Annotated in this window: 20 protein-coding genes and 1 pseudogene; 13 read left to right on the top strand and 8 right to left on the bottom strand. The window is 61.3% G+C overall.

The window, feature by feature from the left end:
* Positions 1–94 precede the first annotated feature (94 nt).
* Both AC5RV2_RS02510 and AC5RV2_RS02505 read right to left on the bottom strand, forming a co-directional pair.
* A complete protein-coding gene (locus tag AC5RV2_RS02510; RefSeq protein WP_494091033.1) occupies positions 95–826 on the bottom strand; it encodes a hypothetical protein in 732 nt (243 codons plus the stop codon).
* 318 nt (positions 827–1144) lie between these two features.
* Positions 1145–1843, bottom strand: coding sequence for a histidine phosphatase family protein (locus AC5RV2_RS02505; RefSeq protein ID WP_494091032.1), 699 nt, complete (start codon positions 1841–1843; stop codon positions 1145–1147).
* Positions 1844–2053: 210 nt separating this feature from the next.
* On the opposite strand from AC5RV2_RS02505, the gene AC5RV2_RS02500 reads away from it, so the two are divergent.
* The 6 genes from AC5RV2_RS02500 to AC5RV2_RS02475 all read left to right on the top strand — a co-directional run bounded on the left by AC5RV2_RS02500 (position 2054) and on the right by AC5RV2_RS02475 (position 8519).
* The gene (locus AC5RV2_RS02500) at positions 2054–3025 is read left to right on the top strand and encodes a glucosyl-3-phosphoglycerate synthase (protein ID WP_494091031.1); all 972 of its coding nucleotides are present in this window, start codon (positions 2054–2056) and stop codon (positions 3023–3025) included.
* Positions 3026–3028: 3 nt separating this feature from the next.
* On the top strand, positions 3029–4156 hold the full coding sequence (locus tag AC5RV2_RS02495) for a glycosyltransferase (RefSeq protein WP_494091030.1): 1128 nt from the start codon (positions 3029–3031) through the stop codon (positions 4154–4156).
* Positions 4153–5166, top strand: a complete 1014-nt coding sequence (locus AC5RV2_RS02490) for a Gfo/Idh/MocA family protein (RefSeq protein ID WP_494091029.1) — start codon at positions 4153–4155, stop codon at positions 5164–5166. Before AC5RV2_RS02495 ends, AC5RV2_RS02490 begins: the two co-directional genes overlap by 4 nt.
* Positions 5163–6266, top strand: coding sequence for a zinc-binding dehydrogenase (locus AC5RV2_RS02485; RefSeq protein ID WP_494091028.1), 1104 nt, complete (start codon positions 5163–5165; stop codon positions 6264–6266). The genes AC5RV2_RS02490 and AC5RV2_RS02485 overlap by 4 nt, the downstream gene beginning before the upstream one ends.
* Before the next feature lie 264 nt (positions 6267–6530).
* Positions 6531–7463 (top strand): SDR family NAD(P)-dependent oxidoreductase, encoded by a 933-nt coding sequence (locus tag AC5RV2_RS02480; protein ID WP_494091027.1) that lies wholly within the window; start codon positions 6531–6533, stop codon positions 7461–7463.
* Between the two features lie 120 nt (positions 7464–7583).
* Entirely contained in the window at positions 7584–8519 is a 936-nt protein-coding gene (locus AC5RV2_RS02475) for a zinc-binding dehydrogenase (RefSeq protein WP_494091026.1), read from the top strand.
* Between the two features lie 181 nt (positions 8520–8700).
* Here AC5RV2_RS02475 and AC5RV2_RS02470 read toward each other — a convergent pair whose 3' ends face one another.
* The 3 genes and pseudogenes from AC5RV2_RS02470 to AC5RV2_RS02460 all read right to left on the bottom strand — a co-directional run bounded on the left by AC5RV2_RS02470 (position 8701) and on the right by AC5RV2_RS02460 (position 10554).
* Positions 8701–8949 (bottom strand): helix-turn-helix domain-containing protein, encoded by a 249-nt coding sequence (locus AC5RV2_RS02470; RefSeq protein ID WP_494091048.1) that lies wholly within the window; start codon positions 8947–8949, stop codon positions 8701–8703.
* Positions 8950–8957: 8 nt separating this feature from the next.
* Positions 8958–9227: pseudogene (locus AC5RV2_RS02465) on the bottom strand (recombinase family protein); the annotation flags it as partial.
* A 523-nt stretch (positions 9228–9750) separates the two neighbouring features.
* Positions 9751–10554 (bottom strand): IclR family transcriptional regulator, encoded by an 804-nt coding sequence (locus AC5RV2_RS02460; RefSeq protein WP_494091025.1) that lies wholly within the window; start codon positions 10552–10554, stop codon positions 9751–9753.
* Between the two features lie 193 nt (positions 10555–10747).
* Here AC5RV2_RS02460 and AC5RV2_RS02455 point away from each other — a divergent pair, with 193 nt between their 5' ends.
* The 5 genes from AC5RV2_RS02455 (at position 10748) to AC5RV2_RS02435 (ending at position 16308) form a co-directional block, all read left to right on the top strand.
* Entirely contained in the window at positions 10748–12427 is a 1680-nt protein-coding gene (locus AC5RV2_RS02455; protein WP_494091024.1) for a class I adenylate-forming enzyme family protein, read from the top strand.
* A 2-nt stretch (positions 12428–12429) separates the two neighbouring features.
* Positions 12430–13044, top strand: a complete 615-nt coding sequence (locus AC5RV2_RS02450; protein WP_494091023.1) for a hypothetical protein — start codon at positions 12430–12432, stop codon at positions 13042–13044.
* A gap of 92 nt (positions 13045–13136) precedes the next feature.
* On the top strand, positions 13137–14309 hold the full coding sequence (gene dctP, locus AC5RV2_RS02445) for a TRAP transporter substrate-binding protein DctP (protein WP_494091022.1): 1173 nt from the start codon (positions 13137–13139) through the stop codon (positions 14307–14309).
* 3 nt (positions 14310–14312) lie between these two features.
* On the top strand, positions 14313–14864 hold the full coding sequence (locus AC5RV2_RS02440) for a TRAP transporter small permease (RefSeq protein ID WP_494091021.1): 552 nt from the start codon (positions 14313–14315) through the stop codon (positions 14862–14864).
* Entirely contained in the window at positions 14830–16308 is a 1479-nt protein-coding gene (locus AC5RV2_RS02435) for a TRAP transporter large permease (RefSeq protein ID WP_494091020.1), read from the top strand. Before AC5RV2_RS02440 ends, AC5RV2_RS02435 begins: the two co-directional genes overlap by 35 nt.
* Positions 16309–16325: 17 nt before the next feature.
* Here the strand turns inward: AC5RV2_RS02435 and AC5RV2_RS02430 are convergent, their stop codons facing one another.
* Entirely contained in the window at positions 16326–16979 is a 654-nt protein-coding gene (locus AC5RV2_RS02430) for a TetR/AcrR family transcriptional regulator (RefSeq protein ID WP_494091047.1), read from the bottom strand.
* A 75-nt stretch (positions 16980–17054) separates the two neighbouring features.
* Positions 17055–17834 carry an SDR family NAD(P)-dependent oxidoreductase gene (locus AC5RV2_RS02425; RefSeq protein WP_494091019.1) on the bottom strand — a complete coding sequence of 260 codons (780 nt, stop codon included), beginning with the start codon at positions 17832–17834 and terminating at the stop codon, positions 17055–17057.
* A 267-nt stretch (positions 17835–18101) separates the two neighbouring features.
* Here AC5RV2_RS02425 and AC5RV2_RS02420 point away from each other — a divergent pair, with 267 nt between their 5' ends.
* Entirely contained in the window at positions 18102–18914 is an 813-nt protein-coding gene (locus AC5RV2_RS02420; protein WP_494091018.1) for an SDR family NAD(P)-dependent oxidoreductase, read from the top strand.
* A 51-nt stretch (positions 18915–18965) separates the two neighbouring features.
* A complete protein-coding gene (locus AC5RV2_RS02415) occupies positions 18966–20012 on the top strand; it encodes a beta-keto acid cleavage family enzyme (protein WP_494091017.1) in 1047 nt (348 codons plus the stop codon).
* Positions 20013–20796: 784 nt separating this feature from the next.
* On the opposite strand, the gene AC5RV2_RS02410 is transcribed toward AC5RV2_RS02415, so the two are convergent.
* A partial coding sequence (locus tag AC5RV2_RS02410) for a FadR/GntR family transcriptional regulator (RefSeq protein ID WP_494091016.1) occupies positions 20797–21415 on the bottom strand: 619 nt, incomplete at its 5' end.

Below are 21415 nucleotides of genomic sequence, written 5' to 3'. Positions count from 1 at the left end.
TGACCGGGTTCAGCTTGTTGCTGATGAGGCATGTGGATACGTTCCTGGGGAGGCGGAACCTTGGGTCTTGATTCGGTTCTGAACGCTATGTGGGTTACCCGCCTTGGGCCAGGGCGTCGTTGACGAGTTCGATGAGTTCGTCCTGTGCTTCTTCCTCGATGTCGAGTCCGATTTTCACTGCGGTGGCCGCGAGCGGTCCTTGCGCTCCCGCTACAGACATGACCTGCTGGCTTTGCCCGTTCGGCAACTTCTGGGTGGTGATGGAGCCGAGGGACTGCTCACCGTCTGTGGTCACGTCCAGTGGCGTGATCTTGCTGCTGATTTTCTGTCCTTCCGCTTCGATTTCGAAGTCGGCGCACTGCTGCATGGATTTTTGTGCTTGTTCGAACTGGTCGGCGACGACTTGCGGGTCTTTGACGGCGACGAGGGTGATGACGGTCTGGGACTTTTCTTCGGCCGATTGGCTGGCTCCAGCGGCGTAAGTGCTGCCGTCGGGTATTTGCGTCTGTTCGGTCGCGAACATGGAACAGGCTTCAGGGGTGATGATCGCGTTCGCCAGCAATTCCTTCGCGGCCGCGAGTCCCTGATCGATTTGGGCCGCCGGAACGACTGAAAGTTGTTGGCCCTGCGCGTCTTCCAGACCCGCGATCACTTCCTTGAGGTCGTCGTTGGTGTATGTTTTGGCCGCCGAGGTGGCCTGCGGCGATTGGGCGGTAGGGGAGGCGGCCGGCTCGGCGGTCCCTTCCGGGGCTGCTTCACCTCCGCAGGCTGTGAGCATCAGCATTGTGGACAGGAGCACTGCGTGAACCCCGGTTGTGCGTGCCATTCTTACCGTCTCCCTCGGTTCGCCGTTCACCGGCCGTGGACATGCCGGCATGATGCGCGGCATAGGGCGTATCCTTCGCTGGTCCTCTTGTAAAAAGCTTGTTCCAGCATCCACCCCGGTTGTGCGGAGGCACCGCGCGACCAACCAGCGCGCCGAAGTTGGCGATGCCGTGGACGTGGCTTCTCCGCCGGGCCCGGATAGGTGCAGTCTTTTCGCGGTGTCACCACTACCCGCCGCTATAGGTGCTCTCCGCGGGCCCGACGGTGCGGTGGATCTATGGATGTCCTCGTCTCAACCTTCGGATTTGCCGCCTGGATCCTACCCCTGGTCATCGTGCTCAGCCGGCATGTCGTCTGCCAGGGCCGAGGAGGGATCGGGCAGGGTTTGGGCGTTGTAGTCGATGATCTGCCAGCCGCGGTCCGGGTGCTTTTCCAGCACCGTCCAGGCGCAGTTGGCCATGCCGGCAAACATCTCGCGCATGTGGGCCGGCGCGTCGAAGAAGGCCAACAGCCCGCTTCGGAGGGCGGCACCGTGCCCCACCAGGACGCCCGTGCCGCCCCGTGCCAGCTCTGCGGCGGCGTCCTGCATCACCGATTTCATCCGCCCGTTTACTTCGGAGGGCAGCTCGGCTCCGGGAACCCGGTAGTTCTCCTCACGGAAGAATCTCTCATGGATGCTCGGATGCTGTTGCCGGAACTGCGCAAAGGTGGTGCCTTGCCGGATGCCCACATCGTACTCGCGCAGCCGCTTGTCCAGCACCGGTTCCAGCCCGGTTAGCGCGGCCAGCTCTGCAGCAGTGTGCCGGGCGCGTTCCAGGTCGCTGGACCAGATGAAATCGGGTTGGAACGTTGCCAGCAGCCGGGCCGCCTGCTTGGCCTGGACGCGGCCGGTCGCATCGAGCGGGAGGTCGGCATGGCCCTGGGCTTTTTCCAAGACGTTCCATTCGGTCTGGCCGTGCCGCCACAGCACCAGGCGGGGCCGCTGGACGTGGCCGCCGGCGGGGACCTGCTGCTGCATCAAATCTCCTCACTGCCCTCGCCTGCCGCAGCCTCGCGCAGACGTTTCCGAGCCGCCTGCGCCGCTATCCGCGCCCTATCCCGGGGCCGGCCGTCCCTGCCAATCTCGCGGAAACTATTCACAGAGCAGGATCCGGACCCGTAGGCTTCGACTTGATCCTACCGACAGCCGGCCTGGGGATGAACCGGCGCTCGATGAGAGGAAGCCGGAATGCGGGCAGACGTTCTGGAGTGGTTCTCCGCCAGGAATTATCAAGGCAAAAGCTTCGACCGGCACGAACTCGTGAAACGCAAGGTCGGCCAAGGGATCAGCGTGGTACTTCCGGCCAAGAACGAGTCGGCGACGGTCGGCTCGATCGTGACCGCGTTGCGCACGGAACTCGTCGAGGCGGTACCGCTTTTGGACGAGATCATCGTGATCGACTCCAACTCCACGGATGACACCGCCGCCGTCGCCGCGGCCGCCGGTGCGAAAGTTGCCCATCAGGACCTGATCCTGCCCGGCACCGGATGCACTCCGGGCAAGGGCGAAGCCTTGTGGAAATCCCTGGCCGTCTCCAGCGGCGACCTTCTGGTGTTCATGGACTCGGACCTGCGCCAGTTCGACGCGCAGTTCGCCGTCGGATTGATCGGCCCCCTGCTGGCCGATCCCCGGACCCACTTCGTCAAGAGCTACTATGACCGGCCGCTCGACGACGGGGTCAAAATCATGCCCGCGGGCGGAGGCCGGGTCACGGAACTGGTGGCACGCCCGCTGCTGAACCTGTACTGGCCCGAACTGGCCGGGATTGTCCAACCGCTGGCCGGCGAATACGCCGGCCGGCGCAGCCTGCTCGAACGCATTCCCTTCGTTTCCGGCTACGGGGTGGAGACCGGCATGCTGATCGACGTGTTGGAAGCCGTGGGCCTGGACGGGATGGCGCAAGTGGACCTGGGCGAGCGCTGCCACCGCAACTCCACCGACGCCGAGCTGGCCCGGATGGCCCTGCAGATCCAGCTCACCGTGCAGGCCCGGCTGCACCGCCGCGGCCTGGCCCCGGCCGCCCCTCCCGCGGTCGAGCTGACTCAGTTCATGCGCCAGGGGGAGGACTACGTCGGGCAAAGCTGCACCGTTGAGGTCTCCGAACGTCCGGCGATGCTGGACGTGGGCCAGTACCGGCTCGCGACCGGGCACGTGGCCTGAGCCGTGCGGATCCTCATCAACGCCGGCCCGTGGCTGCCCGTTCCGCCGCCCGGGTACGGGGGCATCGAAACGGTGATCGCCACCCTGGTTCCGGAGCTGCGCCGCGCCGGGGCGCATGTCACCCTCGCCACGGTGGGTCCGAGCACGATCGAGGCGGACGCCTACCTGTGCCCGCTCGACGAACCCCAGTTTCCCTCGATCGCCCTGCCCTATAACCAGGTCTCGGGCATCGCTCACGCGCATATGCAGGGCGTGGTGCAGGCCATGTACGACGGCGGCGCCTGGGACCTGGTGCATGACCACCTTGAGGTGGTGGGACCGGCGGTATTCGCCGCCATGGGATCGGCTGCTCCGCCGGTGCTGCAGACCCTGCACTGGGACCTGGGCAAGCACAGCGCGTTCTATTCGTCCTTCAACGGCCGCGGCCGCATCCGCTTCGCCGCGGTCTCGCAGTCCCAGCTGGAGCGCGCACCAAAAGCCCTACAGCGCCAGACGATCGGCGTCGTCCCGCTGGCCGCTCCGCCCGCCCTGGACGTCCACGCAGAAAAAACCGGGCATGCCCTGGTGCTGGCCCGCATTACCCGCGACAAGGGGCAGGACGCCGCGCTCAGGATCTGCCGCCTGGCGGGCCTGCCACTGGTGCTCGCCGGCCCCGTCGCCGGGATCAACGATCCGGCAGAGCTGGACCGCCGGCTGGCCGAAGGGGACCCGCGCCTGGCCTCTCATCCGGATGCCACGTACTTCCGGGAGGAGGTGAGGCCGCTGCTCGACGGCGGCCGGTACCGCTGGATTGGCGGCGTCGAAGGCGAGGCCAAGGAGCACGTCCTGCGCTCCGCCCGGGTGCTGCTGGCCCCCAACCGGTGGGCCGAACCCGGAGCTACCGGGGTGGTGGAAGCCCTCTCCCGCGGCATCCCCGTGGTGGGGACACCGCTGGGAGTGTTGCCCTCGCTGGTGGACCACGGACGCACCGGTTTCCTCGCCGCCGATGAGCAGGAAATGGCCCGGTTCCTGCAGGAACTGGACGATATCAGCCCGCAGGACTGCATCGACGCGGCGGCGGCATGGACACCCGAGGCGATGGCTGCCAGTTACCTGCGCCTGTACGACCAACTCCTCCAGGAGGCCAGATGAGCGTGAAAGTAGCCCTGATCGGGGCCGGCTCCGTCGGGCGGCGGCACGTCGGCGTCCTGCAGCAACTCGGCGCCCGGATCACCAGCGTCACCGACGCGCATGCGGCAGCGGCCGAGAAACTGGGGTGGGAAGTGGACGCCCCGGCCTTCACCAATCCCGAGACGGCCCTCGACCACACGGAAGCGGACGCCGTCTACGTGTGCGTTCCGCCGTTCGCGCACGGGCCGGGCGAACGGGCCGCTCTTTCCAGGGGACTTCCGCTGTTCGTGGAAAAGCCGGTCGGCCTGGGCCGGGAAACCGCGGAGGAAATTGGAGCGCTCGTGGAAGCGGCCGGCGTGGTCACCGGCACCGGCTACCACTGGCGCTGCATGGACGCCGTCGGGCATGCCCGCGGTCTGCTCGAGGAGGCCCCGGCCCTGCTGGCCAACGGTTACTGGTTGGACAAACGGCCGCCGGTGCCCTGGTGGGGGCGCATGGACCGTTCCGGCGGTCAGGTGGTCGAGCAGCTCACGCACGTGCTGGACACCGCGCGCTTCCTGCTCGGCGAAGCCGTCGAGGTGTACGCCGCCGGGGTCCGCGGCACGGAGACCGGGCCGCCGGTCGACGGATCAGGGCCGGAGCCGGACGACGTCGACGACGCCACCGCGGCCACCGTCCGCTTTGCCAGCGGAACCGTGGCCACGCTGGCGGCAACCTCGGTGCTGGCCGCCAAGCACCGCGCGGCCCTGCACATCGTGAGTCGAGGCCTGTACCTCGAGCTGTCCGAGGCGGGCTTGAGCAGTTTCGACGGCACGTCGCGCACGGATTTAGGCTGTGCTGAGGACCCGCGCATCGCCGTCGACCGGGAATTCATCGAAGCAGTCCGCGGCGAACGGGAAAGCACCCGCGCGCCCTATGCGGAGGCCCTGCGCAGCCACCGGCTCGGCTGTGCCATTGCCGAATCGGCGCGCACGGGGCTGCCGGTGAAGCTGCCCGAAGAGCGGCCGGCCACGGCAGGGGCAGCGCCATGAGGAACCGGCGCAACCTCGTCATTCCCGAAGCCGGAGCCTTGGAAATTGTCGAGGAGCAGCTGCCCGACGTCCCCGACGGCGGGCTCCTGCTCGAAACCCTCGTCACCGGCCTGTCGGCCGGCACGGAACTGGCCTTCGTCAAGGGCGACCACCCCGGGCTGCGGTCCCGCCTGGATCACGAGCTCGGCCTGTTCCTGCAGGACTCAGCCGAGGCCGCCTACCCGATCCGCCGGCTGGGCTACATGGAGGTCGCCCGGGTCGCCCAATCCCGCACGCCCGCCTTCGCCGAAGGGGACATCCTCGCCACGGCCTATGGCCACGCCACCGCGCATGTGGCCGACCCGCTGCGCGAACATCTGGTGCCGCTGCCCCGCGACCTTGATCCGCTGCTGGGCGTCTTCGTCGCACACTTCGGGCCCATCTGTGCCAACGGCCTGCTGCACGCGGCGGCAGACGAAACCGGTGGCCTGGTCCGCGCGCTGGGCGACGGGGTGGACGGCCGGCTGGTGCTCGTCACCGGCGCCGGGCCCATCGGGCTGGTCACCGCCCTGTTCGCCCGGTCTCTCTGCGCGCGCGAAGTCGCCGTCGCGGACTCCGACCCCCGCCGCCGGCAGCTGGCCGAAGAGCTGGGCTTCCTGGCCCTCGACCTGAATGACGACCCCGGCAAGATCCTGAAAACGAGATGGCGCCATGGTCCCGGGGACCGGGGCGCCGACGTCGTCTTCCAATGCCGGGGACGCCCCGAAGCGCTCCACGCCGCACTCCGCGCGGCCCGCCCCCAGGGCAGCATCATCGACCTCGCCTTCTACACCAGCGGAGCCGACGCCGTACGGCTGGGGGAGGAATTCCACCACAACGGGCTCAACCTGCGCTGCGCGCAGATCGGCAGGGTGCCGCGCGGCCTCACGGCACAGTGGGACCGGGCCAGGCTCTCGGCCGAGACCATCAAGCTGCTCGGCACCCACGGCGACACGATCCGCAAGCACCTGATCACCGACGTCGTGCCCTACGACGACGCGCCGCTGCTGATGCACGACGTCTCCCGCCGCCGACGGCACGTCCTAACCGCCGTCTTCGCCGTAGCCCCGGCGTTCCTGTGAGCACGGCTGGCAGGCATCCGGGGAAATAGCCCAAGCGGCATTTAACCGGGCAGGGGATCCAAGGCTCCGGAGGGACGGAACAAGCCGCCCACCCGGCGCCGGCGCTCGCCGCATCGAGATGATTGACCTCCGATTGACCGTCGATGTGGTGATAGTGGCGGAGAGCTCCCACTCGGCGCCGGAGGCACCCCGCGGGAATAGCGCAAGGACCTCTTACGTTGGACTCGAAGAGTAGATGCGAACGCATTTACCTCATTGCAAGGGATGATTGATTTGTTGAAGTTTGAAAACCGGGTCGCGATTATCACCGGGGCAGGTCAGGGCATGGGCAAGCTGCACGCAAGCACGCTGGCATCCCGGGGCGCCCGGGTCGTTGTGAATGACGTCTCGCAGGCGAATGCCGAGCGGGTCGTTAAGGAAATAGTCGATGCCGGCGGAACCGCCGTCGTTGATGTGCATGACGTCGCCACAGAGGCCTCCGCGATCGTGCAGACCGCCATCGATGCCTACGGGCAGCTCGACATTGTCGTCAACAACGCCGGCATCATCCGCGTCGGCCTGTTCGGCGAGCAGCCCTCCGATGAGTTCTGGCAGGTGTTCGACGTTTCCTTCCGCGGCACGGCTGAACTCTCCCGCGCCGCTTGGCCGCACTTGGTGAAGTCTGGCTCCGGCCGCTTGATCTTGGTCTCCTCCAGCGGCGTTCTCGCCAACCCCGGAGCCTCCGCCTATGGCGCTGCGAAGGGTGCGATTTGGGCGCTCGGCAACACCCTCGCCATGGAGGGCGACCGCGTAGGTGTGCAGGTGAGCACCCTTATGCCCACCGCGTGGACCCCGATGACCGAGAGCGCCTACAGCGACCCCACCATCATCAGTACCCTCCGCGACGGTCTTGGCCCGGAGCACGTCGCGAACTTCGTCGCCTACCTCTCGCACCAGGACACCACAGTGCACGGCGACATGTTCCAGGTCAGCGGCGGCCGCGCCGGCCGCATGGTTCTCGCCGGCTTGCCACGCATCCAGTCCACCGAGAACACCCCCGAAGGATGGACGGACGTCGCGGACCAGCTAAAGGCAGACTCCGACCAACTGACGCAGTACCGAGTAACCGGCGAACAGTTCACCGACGAAATGATTGCGGCGAACCCTGCAGTCGCGGAGGCGTTCAAGAACATGAACACCGCGGACCTGGGCGCCTAACCGCCATCGTGACACAACGGTGTGCGGCCGACGGCCCAACGGTTGCTGGTCGCCCGCCGATTCCGCCATACGAGCGCGCGACCATCCGCGAACACCGATACACCAACGAAGGAGCTCTTCATGCAGGCATGGCGTCTTACTGCTGCAAACGAACCACTTGAACTGATGGAAGTACCTGACCCCGTGGCAGGGCCGAACGAGGTCGTCATTGATGTCAAGGCCGCGGGAATCTGCCACACGGACGTCGGATATCTCGACGGCACGCTCACCGGCATTCTCGGTTTCACCCCCATCACGCTCGGGCACGAGATCGCAGGCGTTGTGGCGCAAATCGGAGACGAGGTCACCGGCCTGACAGTCGGACAGCGGGTAGCCGTTCCTGCCACCATCCAGGGCCCCGGCACTGCCACCGACGGCGGCTTCGCTGACAAGGTCAAGGCTCTCGACCACCAGGTCATCCCGGTTCCGGATGGTGTGGACTGGGAGCAGGCTGCGCCGGCCACCGATGCGGGCATGACCTCGTACCATGCGCTCAAGGTCGGCGGCGTCCAAGCGGGGACCAAACTTGGGATCATCGGGGCCGGAGGGCTGGGCAGCCTGGCGATCCAGTTCGCGAAGGCCCTGGGCGCAAAGATCTATGTAGCGGAGGTAAACCGGGCAGCCTGGGACCGGATCTCCGGCTTCGGACTCGATGGGCTCGCGGAGAACATCCGTGACTTCGCCGATGAGGACCTTGACGTGATCGTGGACTACGCAGGGTTCGACACCACCACCGACGATGCTATCGAGACTGTCGCCTTCAAGGGCACTGTCGTTCAGGTCGGCATGGGAACCGAGCGAACGAATATCTCGACGACGACGATGATCCTCAAGCAGTTGAGTTATCTCGGCTCGAACGGAGGCACCAACGAAGATTGCGCAGAGGTTCTCGACCTGATCGCCAAGGGCACTGTGTCCTCCCACGTCGAGACAGTCGGCTTCGATGAGATCTACGAATCCATCCAGCGTTTCGAGCGAGGCGAGACCAACGGACGCCTCGTCGCGGTGCGTTCATAGTCAAGCTAAGCGCGGTCGCGGCCTCTTAGAGCACCGCTAACGTCGGCCGTGGCACCGCCCGTCTGGCGCTCCGGCCTCTGAATCATATGCGACGCCTGGCAAAAGGCGGATTGCACCTGAACCTTCAGGTGCAATCCGCCTTTTCCGTCGTCCACGTCAGAGGTGAGATGGCTGGCGGTGATTACCGTGTGGTGTGGCGGTTTGACCCGGCGGTTCCTGCATGAGGGGTTCGCTGCACGATCCGGTACACGGTACTGCGGGCGACCTTAGAGAGCTTGGCGATCTCTGCAGTGGTGTGTTGTCCTCCCTTATATAGGGAGACGAGGTGTGCTTCCTGGCTTTTAGAGAGTTTGGGCTGTTTTCCGCGGAGCCGGCCCTTGGCTTGGCGACCTGCATCCCTTCGCGGGTACGGGTACGGATGAGGTCGGATTCGAGTTCGGCAACCATGGCCAGGACGTTGAAGAGCAACCGCCGACCGGGTCGGTCGGATCGTGCACCGATCCGCCGATGCTCAACTTGACGTTCTTCTTTGTCAGTTCTTCGACGATGTCCCGGGCGTGGGGCAGGGAGCGGGCGAGGGTCGAGTTTGGTGATGACCAGGGTATCGCCGGCGCGGACGGCGGCTAGGGCTTCTCGAAGGCCGGGCCGGTCCCGGTTGGTGCCGGTGAGCCCATGGTCGGTATAGATCCTGTCTTCGGGCACGCCCAATGCTGCCAGCCCGTTCCATTGGGACGTGGGGTTTTGCTCGTTGGTCGAGACGCGGGCCTAGCCTTTTTTGCGGGCGGGGTAAGCGGGAATCGAAGAACCAGTATCTGTATGGGACTTCTCTCCGGGGGAGAGTGGCCGTGAAGTGTCGCCGTGGGGGACCGGCTTGCGCGACGGCTATCTGTCGCAGAAGCGGGTCAGTGTGGCGTCGACGAAGCCCACGTCGCTGTTAACCGGACATCGAACCGGCGCCGTTCGATCCTCGGCACCGGAGGGGGTATCCTTATGCTTTTCGTCAAGCGGCTTGGGAGAGTTTTTCTTGATAGAGGGTTCCGTTCTGAGCATTTCGTGGATGACGTCGCAGCGGCGGCGGGCAACGCAGATCACGGCCGCGAACGTGTGTGGCACCGGCGCTCAGGCCTGATGGAGGCGCATATCGCTGGAGTCGTCGTGAAAATCGCCCCTCAACGAACGGCCTTGAAACCCAGCCATTCGACTCCCACACCGAAGCCCATCCCTTCGATTCTTATGACAGGGACGGGTCTTGAGTTTGTCTGCTCCGGAGGGCACGAGTAATCAGGTGCGCTTCCGATAGGAGCAGCCGCCCCATTGTCGCCTGCCGCGCTTCGGTATGGCGAGTCGTGATGCTCGCGACTGAAATTGACCAAATTGGACGCTTTAATCGGTCGAAGACAGCTGCCGAAATCTCCCAGTTGTCGGCAACCGGGGTCCCCACCGTTGAGGCGAAACCTTCTTGGCGCGAACGCGCAACTCTCTGTTGGACCAACTTGAGGGATTGCCCCCACCGAGCAATGGATGACGCATTCTCAGCCAGAATGCGGTCCGACTCCGCTGCCGGCAGGTGAGCGAGAAGAACGATGCCGGCTGCTCCCACTCCTAGAGGAAGTCTGGTCCCTTCACTGACCACGTGCGAACGAATCGGATAACTACCCTCTACTAACATCAAGCAGACTGTGGCGGCCCCTCGGTGGATAGACAAAAATGCTGTCTCACCTGTCTCACTCGCGATGCGGTGAAGGCTTGGCCGCGCCAGCTCCTCGAGTGCATTCTGCCTGGAGGCCAAAGCCCCCATGATGAGGACCTCCGGCCCCAAGTTCCAAGTTCCCGACCGGGGGTGGCGCGCGAGTAGGCCACCGTCCGTGAGAGAAGTCAGCAGCCGGTATACGGTCGTGCGCGTCATACCGGTCTTATCGATAGCGTCTCGGAGGGTAAGCCCGCTCGCTGAATGCTCACCCACGAGCTTGAGAAGGTCAATTGCTCTTCCAACAGCTTGCGCGCCTGGTCCTCGTTTTGGGCTCTCTTGGTCCATGGGACACCTCCTTGCGAATCATTCTATGGAGGAGAACCAAGGAAGTCCCACAATGTGGAACAACCGACAAATATTGACCACATTGCGGTTTCTTTTCCCAGACCGTTCACAGTACGGACGGACGAGACTGGCCGATTTGGAAACTTGGCAGAGTTGGGGCAACCAGAAGCGAATTAGAGATGGAGTCCAAGTCGTGAGTTTGCACTCGATATCGGTGAAACGGCACGCTGAATTCCCTAACCTGCCTAGCGAGGTTAGGGCTCGTACCGTGCCGCAACTCCTCCTCGAGGCCGTCGAATCGGCCCCTGACAGAGACGCGCTGATCGGCTATAGCCAACAGGCAGGTGGGGAGATTACGCTCACCTATTCCGAGTTACTTAATGGGACTTTGAACACGGCGGCGATCCTCCTTAACGCCGGCGTACGCCATGGTGAGCGCATCGCGATCCTGACAGGAAATGATGCAGCAGTTGAGGCCTATTTGACGATGTTTGCTGCACATTGGTTGGGGGCAATTGCCGTTCCAGTTAACGTGCACGGAATGCCGGGCGACATCAGGGAAGCCATCGGGTTGGTGCACCCGTCCGTTGTGATATACGAGGCTCAGTTCGAGAGTCTTCTGAGTGATGTTCCACAAGACCTGGCGATGCAGATCCTGAGTATCGGAGGCGAGGCCAAACTTGGACGCCCACTCGGGCGAGTCTCGTATGACAGCGAAGCGGTGCTGACGATTCCGCCCTTGGCTCGGGAACACGACGACGCCAACTGGATCTTCACTTCAGGGACATCTGGAACTCCAAAGGTCGCGGCTTTCACTCACGCGCAGGCAGTTGCCGTCGGTATTCAAGCACAGGCAGGTTTCGAACTCACTGAGACCGACGTTTTCCAGTGTGCATCGCCGTTCTACACAAGCACTGGATGCCATACGAACCCCTTGGCAACACTCGCTGCTAAATGTGCCTACGTAGTGGATCGCAGGCCCGACCCCATCGAGATGTTGGAGCGTGCCGAGCGGTGTTCGACGACGACCCTCTTCATGCCAACGCCTCTCGTTGTCATGCTGCTGAAGCGGCTGGACGATGGTCGCTTACCCGAGCTGAACACCGGGCGCATTTCGAGGCTGGTGTACGGCGGACAAGCGATGCCAAGGGCCTTTCATGAGCGAGTGACCCGACTCTTCAACACAGACCGAGGCATCAAACTATCCAGTGTCTACGGTCTAACCGAGGCGGGCCCGTGCGGGGTGATGCTGGAACCAGAGCGACATGAAGAGGCCATCGCCCTCATGGGTGAATATGGCTTGGCCGCCGGTTCTCGAACATGGAATAAGTGGGTGGAGCTCAAAGTCGTGGATGATTCCGGCGAGCCCGTCAACGACGGCGTGCCTGGAGAGATTTTGCTTCGCTCGCCAAGCGTCATGTCCCGATATGCGTGGGATGAGGACCAGACAAATGAAGTTCTTGTTGAGGGTTGGCTGCGAACCGGCGACTTGGGCGTTCTACAGGACGGCTTCTTGTTCATCGCTGGGCGCCAGAAGCACATGATTCGCAGAGGCGGCATGAACATATCCAGCGTCGAAGTGGAGAAAGTAGCTCTCGCTCACCCCGCGGTGTCCGAAGCGGTCGCATTCCCGAAACAAAATCCCGTGCTGGGGGAGGACGTACAGGTAGCCCTTGTCCTGCGAGAAGAAGGTAGAGCTACCTTCGACGCAGCGGCGTTCATCGAGTTCTGCGGACAGCATCTGGCTGAGTACAAGGTGCCCCGCCATGTAACCGTAGTGGATCAATTCCCGAAGAACGGCATGGACCGCGTGATTAGGAATGCCGTTGTCGACATGGTTCGGCTCGAAGATACAAAGCAGATGGTGAACTGAAAATGACCGAACAGTCAACCGATCAACCAGGTTATGTCCCGTACCGAGATGTCAGCTCCTATCCGGGGTTGCATCTATCGGAGGAACGAATCTCGCGGATACGCGCGATGGACCTTGAGCCCGAAGACTTGACGGCAGATGACATCGTCTATTCGGTTAGCCGAAATGGGAGCAGTTACTTCTTTGCGCTGCTTCGCTTGGTCGCTGCCCACCATGGCGAAGATCAGGCCCGCCAGATTGCAGAGAAGTTCGGTTATATTGTCGGAACGAGTAACTACAGAAAGATGCAACGGCGGTTCAATCGCGAGCAACTCACGCCGGAAGACATGTCCAGGTACGAAGACATTGCTCACCTCCTTTCAGGCGTCAACATGGCTGAAGCATTCTCTTCCTATTCCGAGAATGAATGCCGCATTACGCGGAGAAGATGTGCATTCTTTACCGACGCTCCGGCTGACGCATCTCACTACTGCCAGTTCGTGAACAAGGGCATGGGCGAAGCATATGTAGCGGCCGACCCTGCTCTGTCGATGGAATACACCCGCTCCCTCGCTCGCGGCGATGACTACTGCGAACACCGGATGATCTTTGAAAGCGGACGCGCACCGAATCCCTGAATTTAAATACACCCCGAAGTTCCTCCTTAACAACGAAGTGAAAGGAAACTCGTATGCATCAGGCACGAAAATCCAATAGAGGCGTAGTAATCTTGGCGGTCGCCACCGCTGCAGCACTCTCTCTGTCTGCCTGCACAAGCAGTGCAGACGCCGGTGGCGATGAAACTATCCTTCTAAAGGTCGGAACCATGTATGGCCCCGAGAACTGGCAGACGCAAGCCCAAGAGGCGTACACGGATGCGGTGACGGAGGCCTCTGGCGGACAAATTGAGTTCGAATATTACTACGGCGATGCCCTGGTGCCAATGACAGAGTTAGGGGGCGCGCTCAATGACGGAATCATCGACATGGCAGCCTTTGTCCCCGCACTAACTCCCGCCAATTTCGAAGTGGATGGTTTTGCCTCGAATCTTGCATCTGTCGCAGATAAAAGCCCGGTTTCAGGAGCCCTCCAATCGGTTGCCGCCACATTGGAATGGTCTTTTGAATCGGAAGCGTATATGGAGATGATGCAGCGCGAAGGACTGGTGCCGCTTGTTCCACGCTGGGCTGGCTTGCACACCTACGGTTTGCTCTGCTCCGAAAGTCACACAACCCTCGCCGATATGGACGGAGCCCGCATACGCGTCGGCAGCGTAGCCGCTACGGGGGAAGCCAAGGCAATGGGAGCGACGCCTGCCACGGTTGCAGGCACCGAAGTCTACTCCGCTCTACAGCAGGGGTTGATCGATTGCTCATTCACTAACCCGCCGGACATGACAGCCCTTAGCCTGACCGACCACGGAAAGAACTACACCACTGCCGGTCTTCTCGGATTCTCCAGTTTTACGATGGCTATGAGCGAGTCGACCTGGAACAAGTTGGGCGAATCAGCAAAGGATGCCGTCTGGAGCCAGCTACCTGTTTACCTCGAAGAGATGATGAACGGTGTTTTCCGAAGAAACATCGAGGCGCTCGAAATCAAGGATCTAAAGTTCGAAAAGCCGGACAGCGACTTAGTGAGCGCGCTGGACACGTACCATGCCACCCTCATTGAACAGCAGCGCAAGGAAGCCGCCGGATTGGCCGACCCCAGCCAAGAAGTTGACAGCTTCATCGGACTCCATGAAGAGTGGCTCGACCGTATTACTGGGGACCTTGGATTTTCTACGGCGGAGCCGGCCTGGCCGGAGTATACGGACGTGCACGGAGAGGACTTGCCGGATCTGAGTGCCTGGTCGGACTCCATTGCTAGTCAGATCCTCGAGAACCACCGGCCGGAGTAGACGATGACAACCCAGGCCAAGGGCGGATTTGTTCAGTTTGGCCAACGGACTAGCACCGTCCTCGAGACGATCGGTTCCCTTGCCATCCTTGCAATGATGCTCAACATTGTTGCGGATGTGCTGCTGCGCAGTTTAGCGAACCGACCGATCGAGGGAACTCTGGAATTGGTCACGTACTGGTACATGGTCCCCCTGTCGTTCATCGGTATGTATTTAGCCCAATCGGGGAAGGAACACATCTCGGTGACCCTCCTCGTTGACCGCCTGACTCCGGCAGTTCGACGACAGGTCATGTTCCTCACCAATGGCATTGCCGTGGCCTTGCTGGCACTTTGCGCCTGGTACGGACTAGAGGGGGCGATCGAGCAAACCATTCGGGGTGAGTACAGCGGAGGCGCCGAAATTATAGTCTGGCCTCTCCGGTATCTCGTGCCGCTGACATTTACCGCCTTTGGCGTGGCGCTGCTAAGGGAAATGGTAGCGATGGCCAGTGGAGACAATTTGATTAAGGAAGCGAAGGATGAGCGCCGTGATGACGACAGCATCGGGCATTAAGCCCCCCATTCAGAGGGCCGCCAAAAGGTCACTGCCCTTATTCGTGATCATCGGTCTGATAACGATCATGACGGTTGGGGCGGTGTTGGCTCCTACGCGAGTGGCTACGGGCGGATTCCTGCTTGGACTGATGCTCGTACTCCTCTTCGCCAACGTTCATCTGGGCGTCGCAATGGCGGTGCCGGGAGTATTGGGCATTCTGCTTGTCATCGGCGTCGACGGTGCAGTGAATCTATTGACGCAAGCCCCATTTGGAAATACCGCGTCCTTCACGTTGAGCGTACTGCCGATGTTCGTCCTCATGGGACTCATGTTGTGGCGGTCTGGGGTCACGTCTGACTTCTACCAGGCCGCGCGGCTGTGGCTAGGATGGCTTCCTGGTGGCTTGGCGATAACCACTAATATCGCTGGAGCCGGACTGGGTGCCGCCAGCGGCTCAACGCTGGGAATCACCTACGCAGTTGGGAGAATCGGGATACCTGAGATGCTGCGTGCGGGCTATTCGAAGACCTTAGCGCTCGGATCAGTCGCCTCAGCTGGCACGATCGGCCAACTGATCCCCCCGAGCATACTTCTCGTCGTCTACGCTACTTTCGCTCAGATCCCGGTCGGTTCGCAGCTGATTGCGGGAATCGTTCCCGGTATCGCTCTCACTTTTGCGTACATTCTGATGATCGTTTCAGTTGTGTTAGTCCGGCCCGCGATGGCACCCCGGAGCACCGAAGAGAGAGTTCCCTGGGCGGTTCGATTGAGAGCCCTGGGGCGAACAACGCCGCTTGTCGGGGTAGTGTTGGTGGTTATCGGTGGGATGTACCTGGGTGTATTCACTGCCACGGAGGCCGGGGCAGTAGGAGCCGCGGCCGCGTCTGTCATTGCGATAGTGAAGCTGCGCAAAGATGGGATGGTTGCCGCTGTCGCTCGTGCCCTTCGCGATACACTCATGTCCGTCGGCGCGATTATGTTCCTTCTCATCGGTGCAGCGTTGCTCAATCGAATGCTCGCCGTGACCGGACTGGCCTCATGGATGGCTGGTGTCATCGAGCAAACATCCTTGAGCCCGTTTTGGTTTGCGATGGCTCTAGTCGTGTTGTTTCTCGTACTCGGCATGTTCATGGAATCGATGTCGATGATTCTGATCGCTGTGCCGATCCTGCTGCCGGCGGTGCTGGAGATGGGCTTCAGCGCCATCTGGTTCGGAATCTTCGTCGTGCTCATGGCGGAAATCGGAGTGCTTACCCCGCCAGTAGGCATGCTCGTTTTTGTGGTGCATCGAATCGCCCAGAACAAGGACGTGAATCTTGGCAGCCCAATCTCTATTGCTGATGCTTTCAGAGGTGCGCTGCTCTTTGCTCCGGTAGCGCTTCTGGTCGTGGTCCTTCTGTCCGCTTTCCCGGAAATAGTCGACGTGCTTCCAGACATGATGGCGGGGACACCAAATCCCTAGCCCAGCAGTCGCCCGGTTTACTGCCTGCTCAGGCCGTGAACCGGGCGGCAGAGGGAGCACTCAGCAGATGAACAACTATTGTTCACGGTAAATGGTGGCAGCTCGCAGAGCACCGCTACTTCGCGAATCATATGCTCAGTGGTCACAGGTACAACGAGCTGGCTCGTCACGATGCCATTGGTATGTCGTACCAGCGCTTCGGCGCGGGCCGCGTGGACGGGAGATATGTCCGCGAGTGCCTTCCTAAAGAACTGGATGACCGATTCGAATGCATCACCGGGGCCCTCCAGGCGCTCTGCGTTCAGACTTGCCACCAAGTATTCGCACCACAGGCTAGGTAGAGTTCGATGCTTGTCCCAAGACGTGACATAGTCGTGCACTTGGTGCCAGAAGCGAGCAAACGGGTCCTCGAGGTGTGCTGTCCTTTCCGATAGGCGTTCGAAGTATGTGCGGGTAAGGCTTTCATAGGCGAGATCGAGCAACTCCTGGGCGTCGCCGAAGTAGTAGTGGACGGTACCGTGACTCATCCCGGCTTCGTCCGCCACGCAGCGGACTGTACACCCCGCCACTCCATCGCGCTTCATAACTTCGGCAGCAGCGGAAACAATTTGTGCGCGCCTGTAGGCCTGGTTGGGTGACAGACTGCTGTCACCATAGGCTCTCTTTGTCATCTTGACCTTTCCAGAACGAATATCGCGTAATCCCGCCTGCGAGCTCGTGTTGTGCACGCGACCACTTGGCCCGCGCTACCGGTAAGTCCCCGGGTCCCGCATCCTGAGTGCTGCGTCCAGACGGATTGTCGTCCCGTTGAGCATCTCATTCTCGGCGATCGCCATGATCAACGAGGCGAACTCTGAAGGCTCACCAAGTCGCGCAGGGAAAGGGACGTCTCCAGTTAGCGTGTCCAGAGTACCTGCTGGAATTCCGTCAACCATTCCGGTCGAAAACATTCCGGGGGCCACGCTCACGACTCGTATTGAATATCTGGATAGTTCCCGTGCAAGAGGAAGCGCCATCGCCGAAACGGCTCCCTTCGAGGCAGAATATGCCGCCTGCCCAGTTAATCCATCCCAAGCCGCAATCGAAGAAGTAGTAATAATCAGCCCGCGCTCTCCTGAAGGCAGGGGATCGAGATCAGCCATGAGCGGCGTGAGGAGGCGAATCGCATCGAACGTGCCAAAGAGGTTCACCCCCACTACAGATGTAAACCGCTCCATGGGCATCACACCGTGCTTGCCGAGTATGGAAGCCGACCCCAAGATCCCGGCACAGGTGACGAGAAGTCGGGGGGCGCCAATGGAATCCACCAGTGCGGTCATCGCACGCTCAAGTTCCCCGGTGTTGCCCACATCGGCCTGGGCAAATTCCACCCTATCTCCGAATCTCTCCCGGATAGTGGCCGCTGCATTCGATGAATTGTCGACGACTCCGACCACCGCACCGCCATCGACGAGCCGTTCCACGGCACCCAGCCCAAGACCGGACCCGCCGCCTGTAATTATCACCGGCTGGTTAGTGAGTTCCATTTGCTCCTCCTGATAGGTGTTGACATTTAACATGCGTATGGAATTATTATACACGTGTCCAAATAACTTGTACGGATGGAGAATAATGCAAAAGGCTCATGAGCGAACTGGTAGACGGATTGGCACTGAGGCCGCGCAGGCGAGGGACTGCTATCGGATGCCGGCAGTTTCCGAATTCGAGACCCGCGCATTTGTGCCGAGCGTACTTCCCAATTCCAGATGTGCCCCGGGGATACTGGGTAACGCGACGCATCTTGTGGGTACGGAGTGAACTCTCCCGTAGCCGTTGTGACTGGCGGAGGCGGCGCACTGGGGGCCGAAATCGCTAACACCCTCCTCACCCAGGGGTACAGGGTTGCCGTGTTCGAGCGGACTCAGGAACTGGCTGATAAAGCGGCAACGCTACTCGACGGCGACGTCGACGCCGTGCGCGGATTCGCTGCAAACCAGAGGTCTGTTGACGAAGTCTGCCTGGCATTTGGCGAGGTCGAACAATGGGCGGGGGCGCCGGCACTTGTCGTGGCGAACGCCGGGTACGCGAAGTTCGGACCATTGCTCGACGTCTCACCCAGGACATGGGACAGCCATGTGGCGGTTAACCTCACCGGGACTTTCTACGTCTGCCAGGCGGCAGCAAAGCTTCTGGTTAAGTCAGGCACGCGAGGGAGTATCGTTGTCGTCTCCTCGAGCCTAGCTCGATCCCATAGTGACCAGGTCGGAGCCTATTGCGTGACCAAGGCTGCCCTCCTGCCGTTGGTTCGCTCCATGGCCGCTGAGTGGGGCGTTTATGGAATTCGTGTTAATGCCGTCCTCCCCGGAGTTGTCGAAACCGGCATGACCTCTCAAATGCTCGACGAGGGTTCAGCGCGCGAATCACTGCTTCTTGAGACACCAGCAGGTCGCATGGGACATCCGGGCGACATCGCAAACGCGGTCCAATTCTTGGCCAGCGACGCAGCCACATGGGTCACAGGGGCCGCATTAGACGTCGACGGGGGGCAATCGATTTACGGCCAGCCGAAGTGGATCCGCCAAGACCGTTCCGTACTCGGACACCCAACATGGGAAAAGACGCAGTAGCGAACTGCACTGATTATCGATTTGATCCAGTCAAGTAAAGGAAGAACTACGATGGCAAATATCGATTGGCAACGAGTCAGCAACGGACTTGAACGCTCTCAGCACAAAATGACCTGGAAGCCCTACGGCGCTCCAGAGATCCTCAACTTGGAGGCCACCAGCTTCCACGACGGTCCGGTCTCAGCTCCATGGGACATCCCCGAGAAGATGATTGTCTCGGTTGCCATTACTGGCGCATTCTTCCGCAAGGAGCAGAATCCTTCCCAGCCAATAACCACTGACGAAATCTACTCGTCTGCGCGCGAGGTGGCGCTGGCCGGCGCAAGCAGTATTCACATTCATGTGCGAGATGAAGCGGGCTACAACACCCTGTCACCGAAACGGTTCCACGACGTCATCGCGCCACTGCACGATGAATTCCCGACAATGACGATCGACGGATGTCTGGTTCCTGCTCTTTCAGGGGAGTGGGAGAAAATGATCGGCGTCCTGGACACCGGATTGCTGGATGCCGCCCCGGTCAATGCGACAGCGACCTACATCGGAGATTCCCTCTTCGTGAAACCGATTCCCGTGATTATGGAGAAGACAAGGCTCATCATTGAACGTCATGGCACACCGGAGATCGCAGTTTACACGGACGCTGACGTTTCCATTGCGCATCGATACCTCATCAGCAGCGGTCTCGTTCCCACCCCCGCAAATTGGGTTGTGCTGCCAGGCCTGCCAGGCGGAAGCCCGATCAACAACACTCGGCAGATGATCGAGGGACTGACGCGAATGGTTAACGCCATTCGAGACATCGATCCTAATGGAGTCATCATCGTCTGCACAGCAGGTCGGGGCGCGATGCATATGGCGACCCAGGCGGCGCTCATGGGACTGCACATCCGAGTAGGCATGGAAGACACGTACTACAAGTGGCCACACCGCTCAGATCGCCTTCAGTCCAATTTGGAAGCGTTTGAGCTTGGACAAAAGATTGCAGAAGTTGTTGGGCGGCAGGTGGCTACGCCCGAGGAAACCCGCGCGATCATGGGCCTCCCATTGAAGCACGGGTTCAACGGAGACTCCGAGAAACTAGTAGCCCTCGGCTAGTCCGATGGAACATTGGGCGTACCAGCGGAATCTTCGCCGCAGCGGAGATTCCGCTGGTTCCCAGACGGATGTGTCCGTTATGTTTGATTCAGTTCAGCGGGTCGCTGCGGCTGGTGAAGCCGCATGCCTGATGCTGTTGGGGTGACCTTCACCGGGCACTTTGTCAGGCGTGACGTAAGAGCGGGGTCAGGCCTTGACCTGCAAAAACTGACGGCTCTAGGCCGAAAGGCTCGACCTGCTGCTGGCGATCAATTCGAACAAGGACGAACGTGCGGCCTGGTCCGGATCTGTCTGCCTCCCGCTGGATCATTTGGCCGTGGTGCCCCGACCGCCACTGGATTCCTGCAGTTCTGACTGGCCACCGGTGGCACGCCGGCTCCGCAGCTCGCGGTAACCGGACCTTAGGCCAGGCACGAAGTGGACCTTACAGACAGCGATCTAGGCGTTCGAGCAAGCGACTAATGCTCCTGTGCCGATAACCGTGAGTACGTCGCGCAGCCCTTGAAATGGTTGCTAGAAGTGTCCCGTGAAGGCTGTTCATCTGGGACATGCTTCGAGCGGCATCATTGGCACTGCATTGACATGCAAGCATGCGCAAAGGTTCTCGCTCATTCTTGTCGCGCTGACGGACCGCCTTGCGGGACAGGACGATTGTGGGCGCCTTTGGTTCCTGAGCGCGTGTTGATGACCGAAACGCAGGCATCCTTGCGTTGAAATGGCGGCTTATGTGACTACAACAGTTCGGGCACCCCAGAGCACAGCGCGTCTTAGCTCTTCTATGACCTCATGCGACAGCACTCAGGGCCCGAAAGAGTGTTCCTCGGCTTATGACGTGCATACGCATCTTTTCGCCGGCGGACTCTTGGTCGCCAGCACGGATTGCAGCGGTAATCTCTTCGTAGGCCTTGCTGTTCACACCTTCAACAGAGATCTTGCTTTCCTGTACGGCCATATTGATCCAGCTAACCAACGCAACCATGAGCCCGGAGAAAAGTTCGTTGTGACTTGCCCTCGATACTGCAACGTGCCATGCGCTGTGCGCGTCCAGGAGAGACCGAACATCTCCTGCGTGTCCCGTGATGGCCGCGAGTGCGGCTCCGATGTCTTCTAGGTCTTCATCTGTGCGACTTCGAGCCGCAAGCTTGGCGCACATTGGCTCTACGGCCTCCTGCAAGTCCAACAATTCGTCCAGTTTAATTTCTTGGCCACGAATGAGGTGGTTTACAGTCGACCGCATTTCGTCTTCCCCAGGCAAGCGCACAATTGCTCCACCCGCCCGGCCGGGCTTTAAGCGTATTAGGCCCTGCCCTTCGAGGGTCCGAAGGGCAGCCCTTACTGACGCCCTGCTGGATGCCGTCTGTCGAGCAAGTTCGGCCTCCGGCGGTAGAAGGGATCCTCTTTCG

This window comes from Arthrobacter sp. Y3225116, assembly GCF_059091245.1.
Note: the sequence above shows the minus strand (reverse complement) of the source record. Positions and strands in the feature narration are given on the sequence as shown.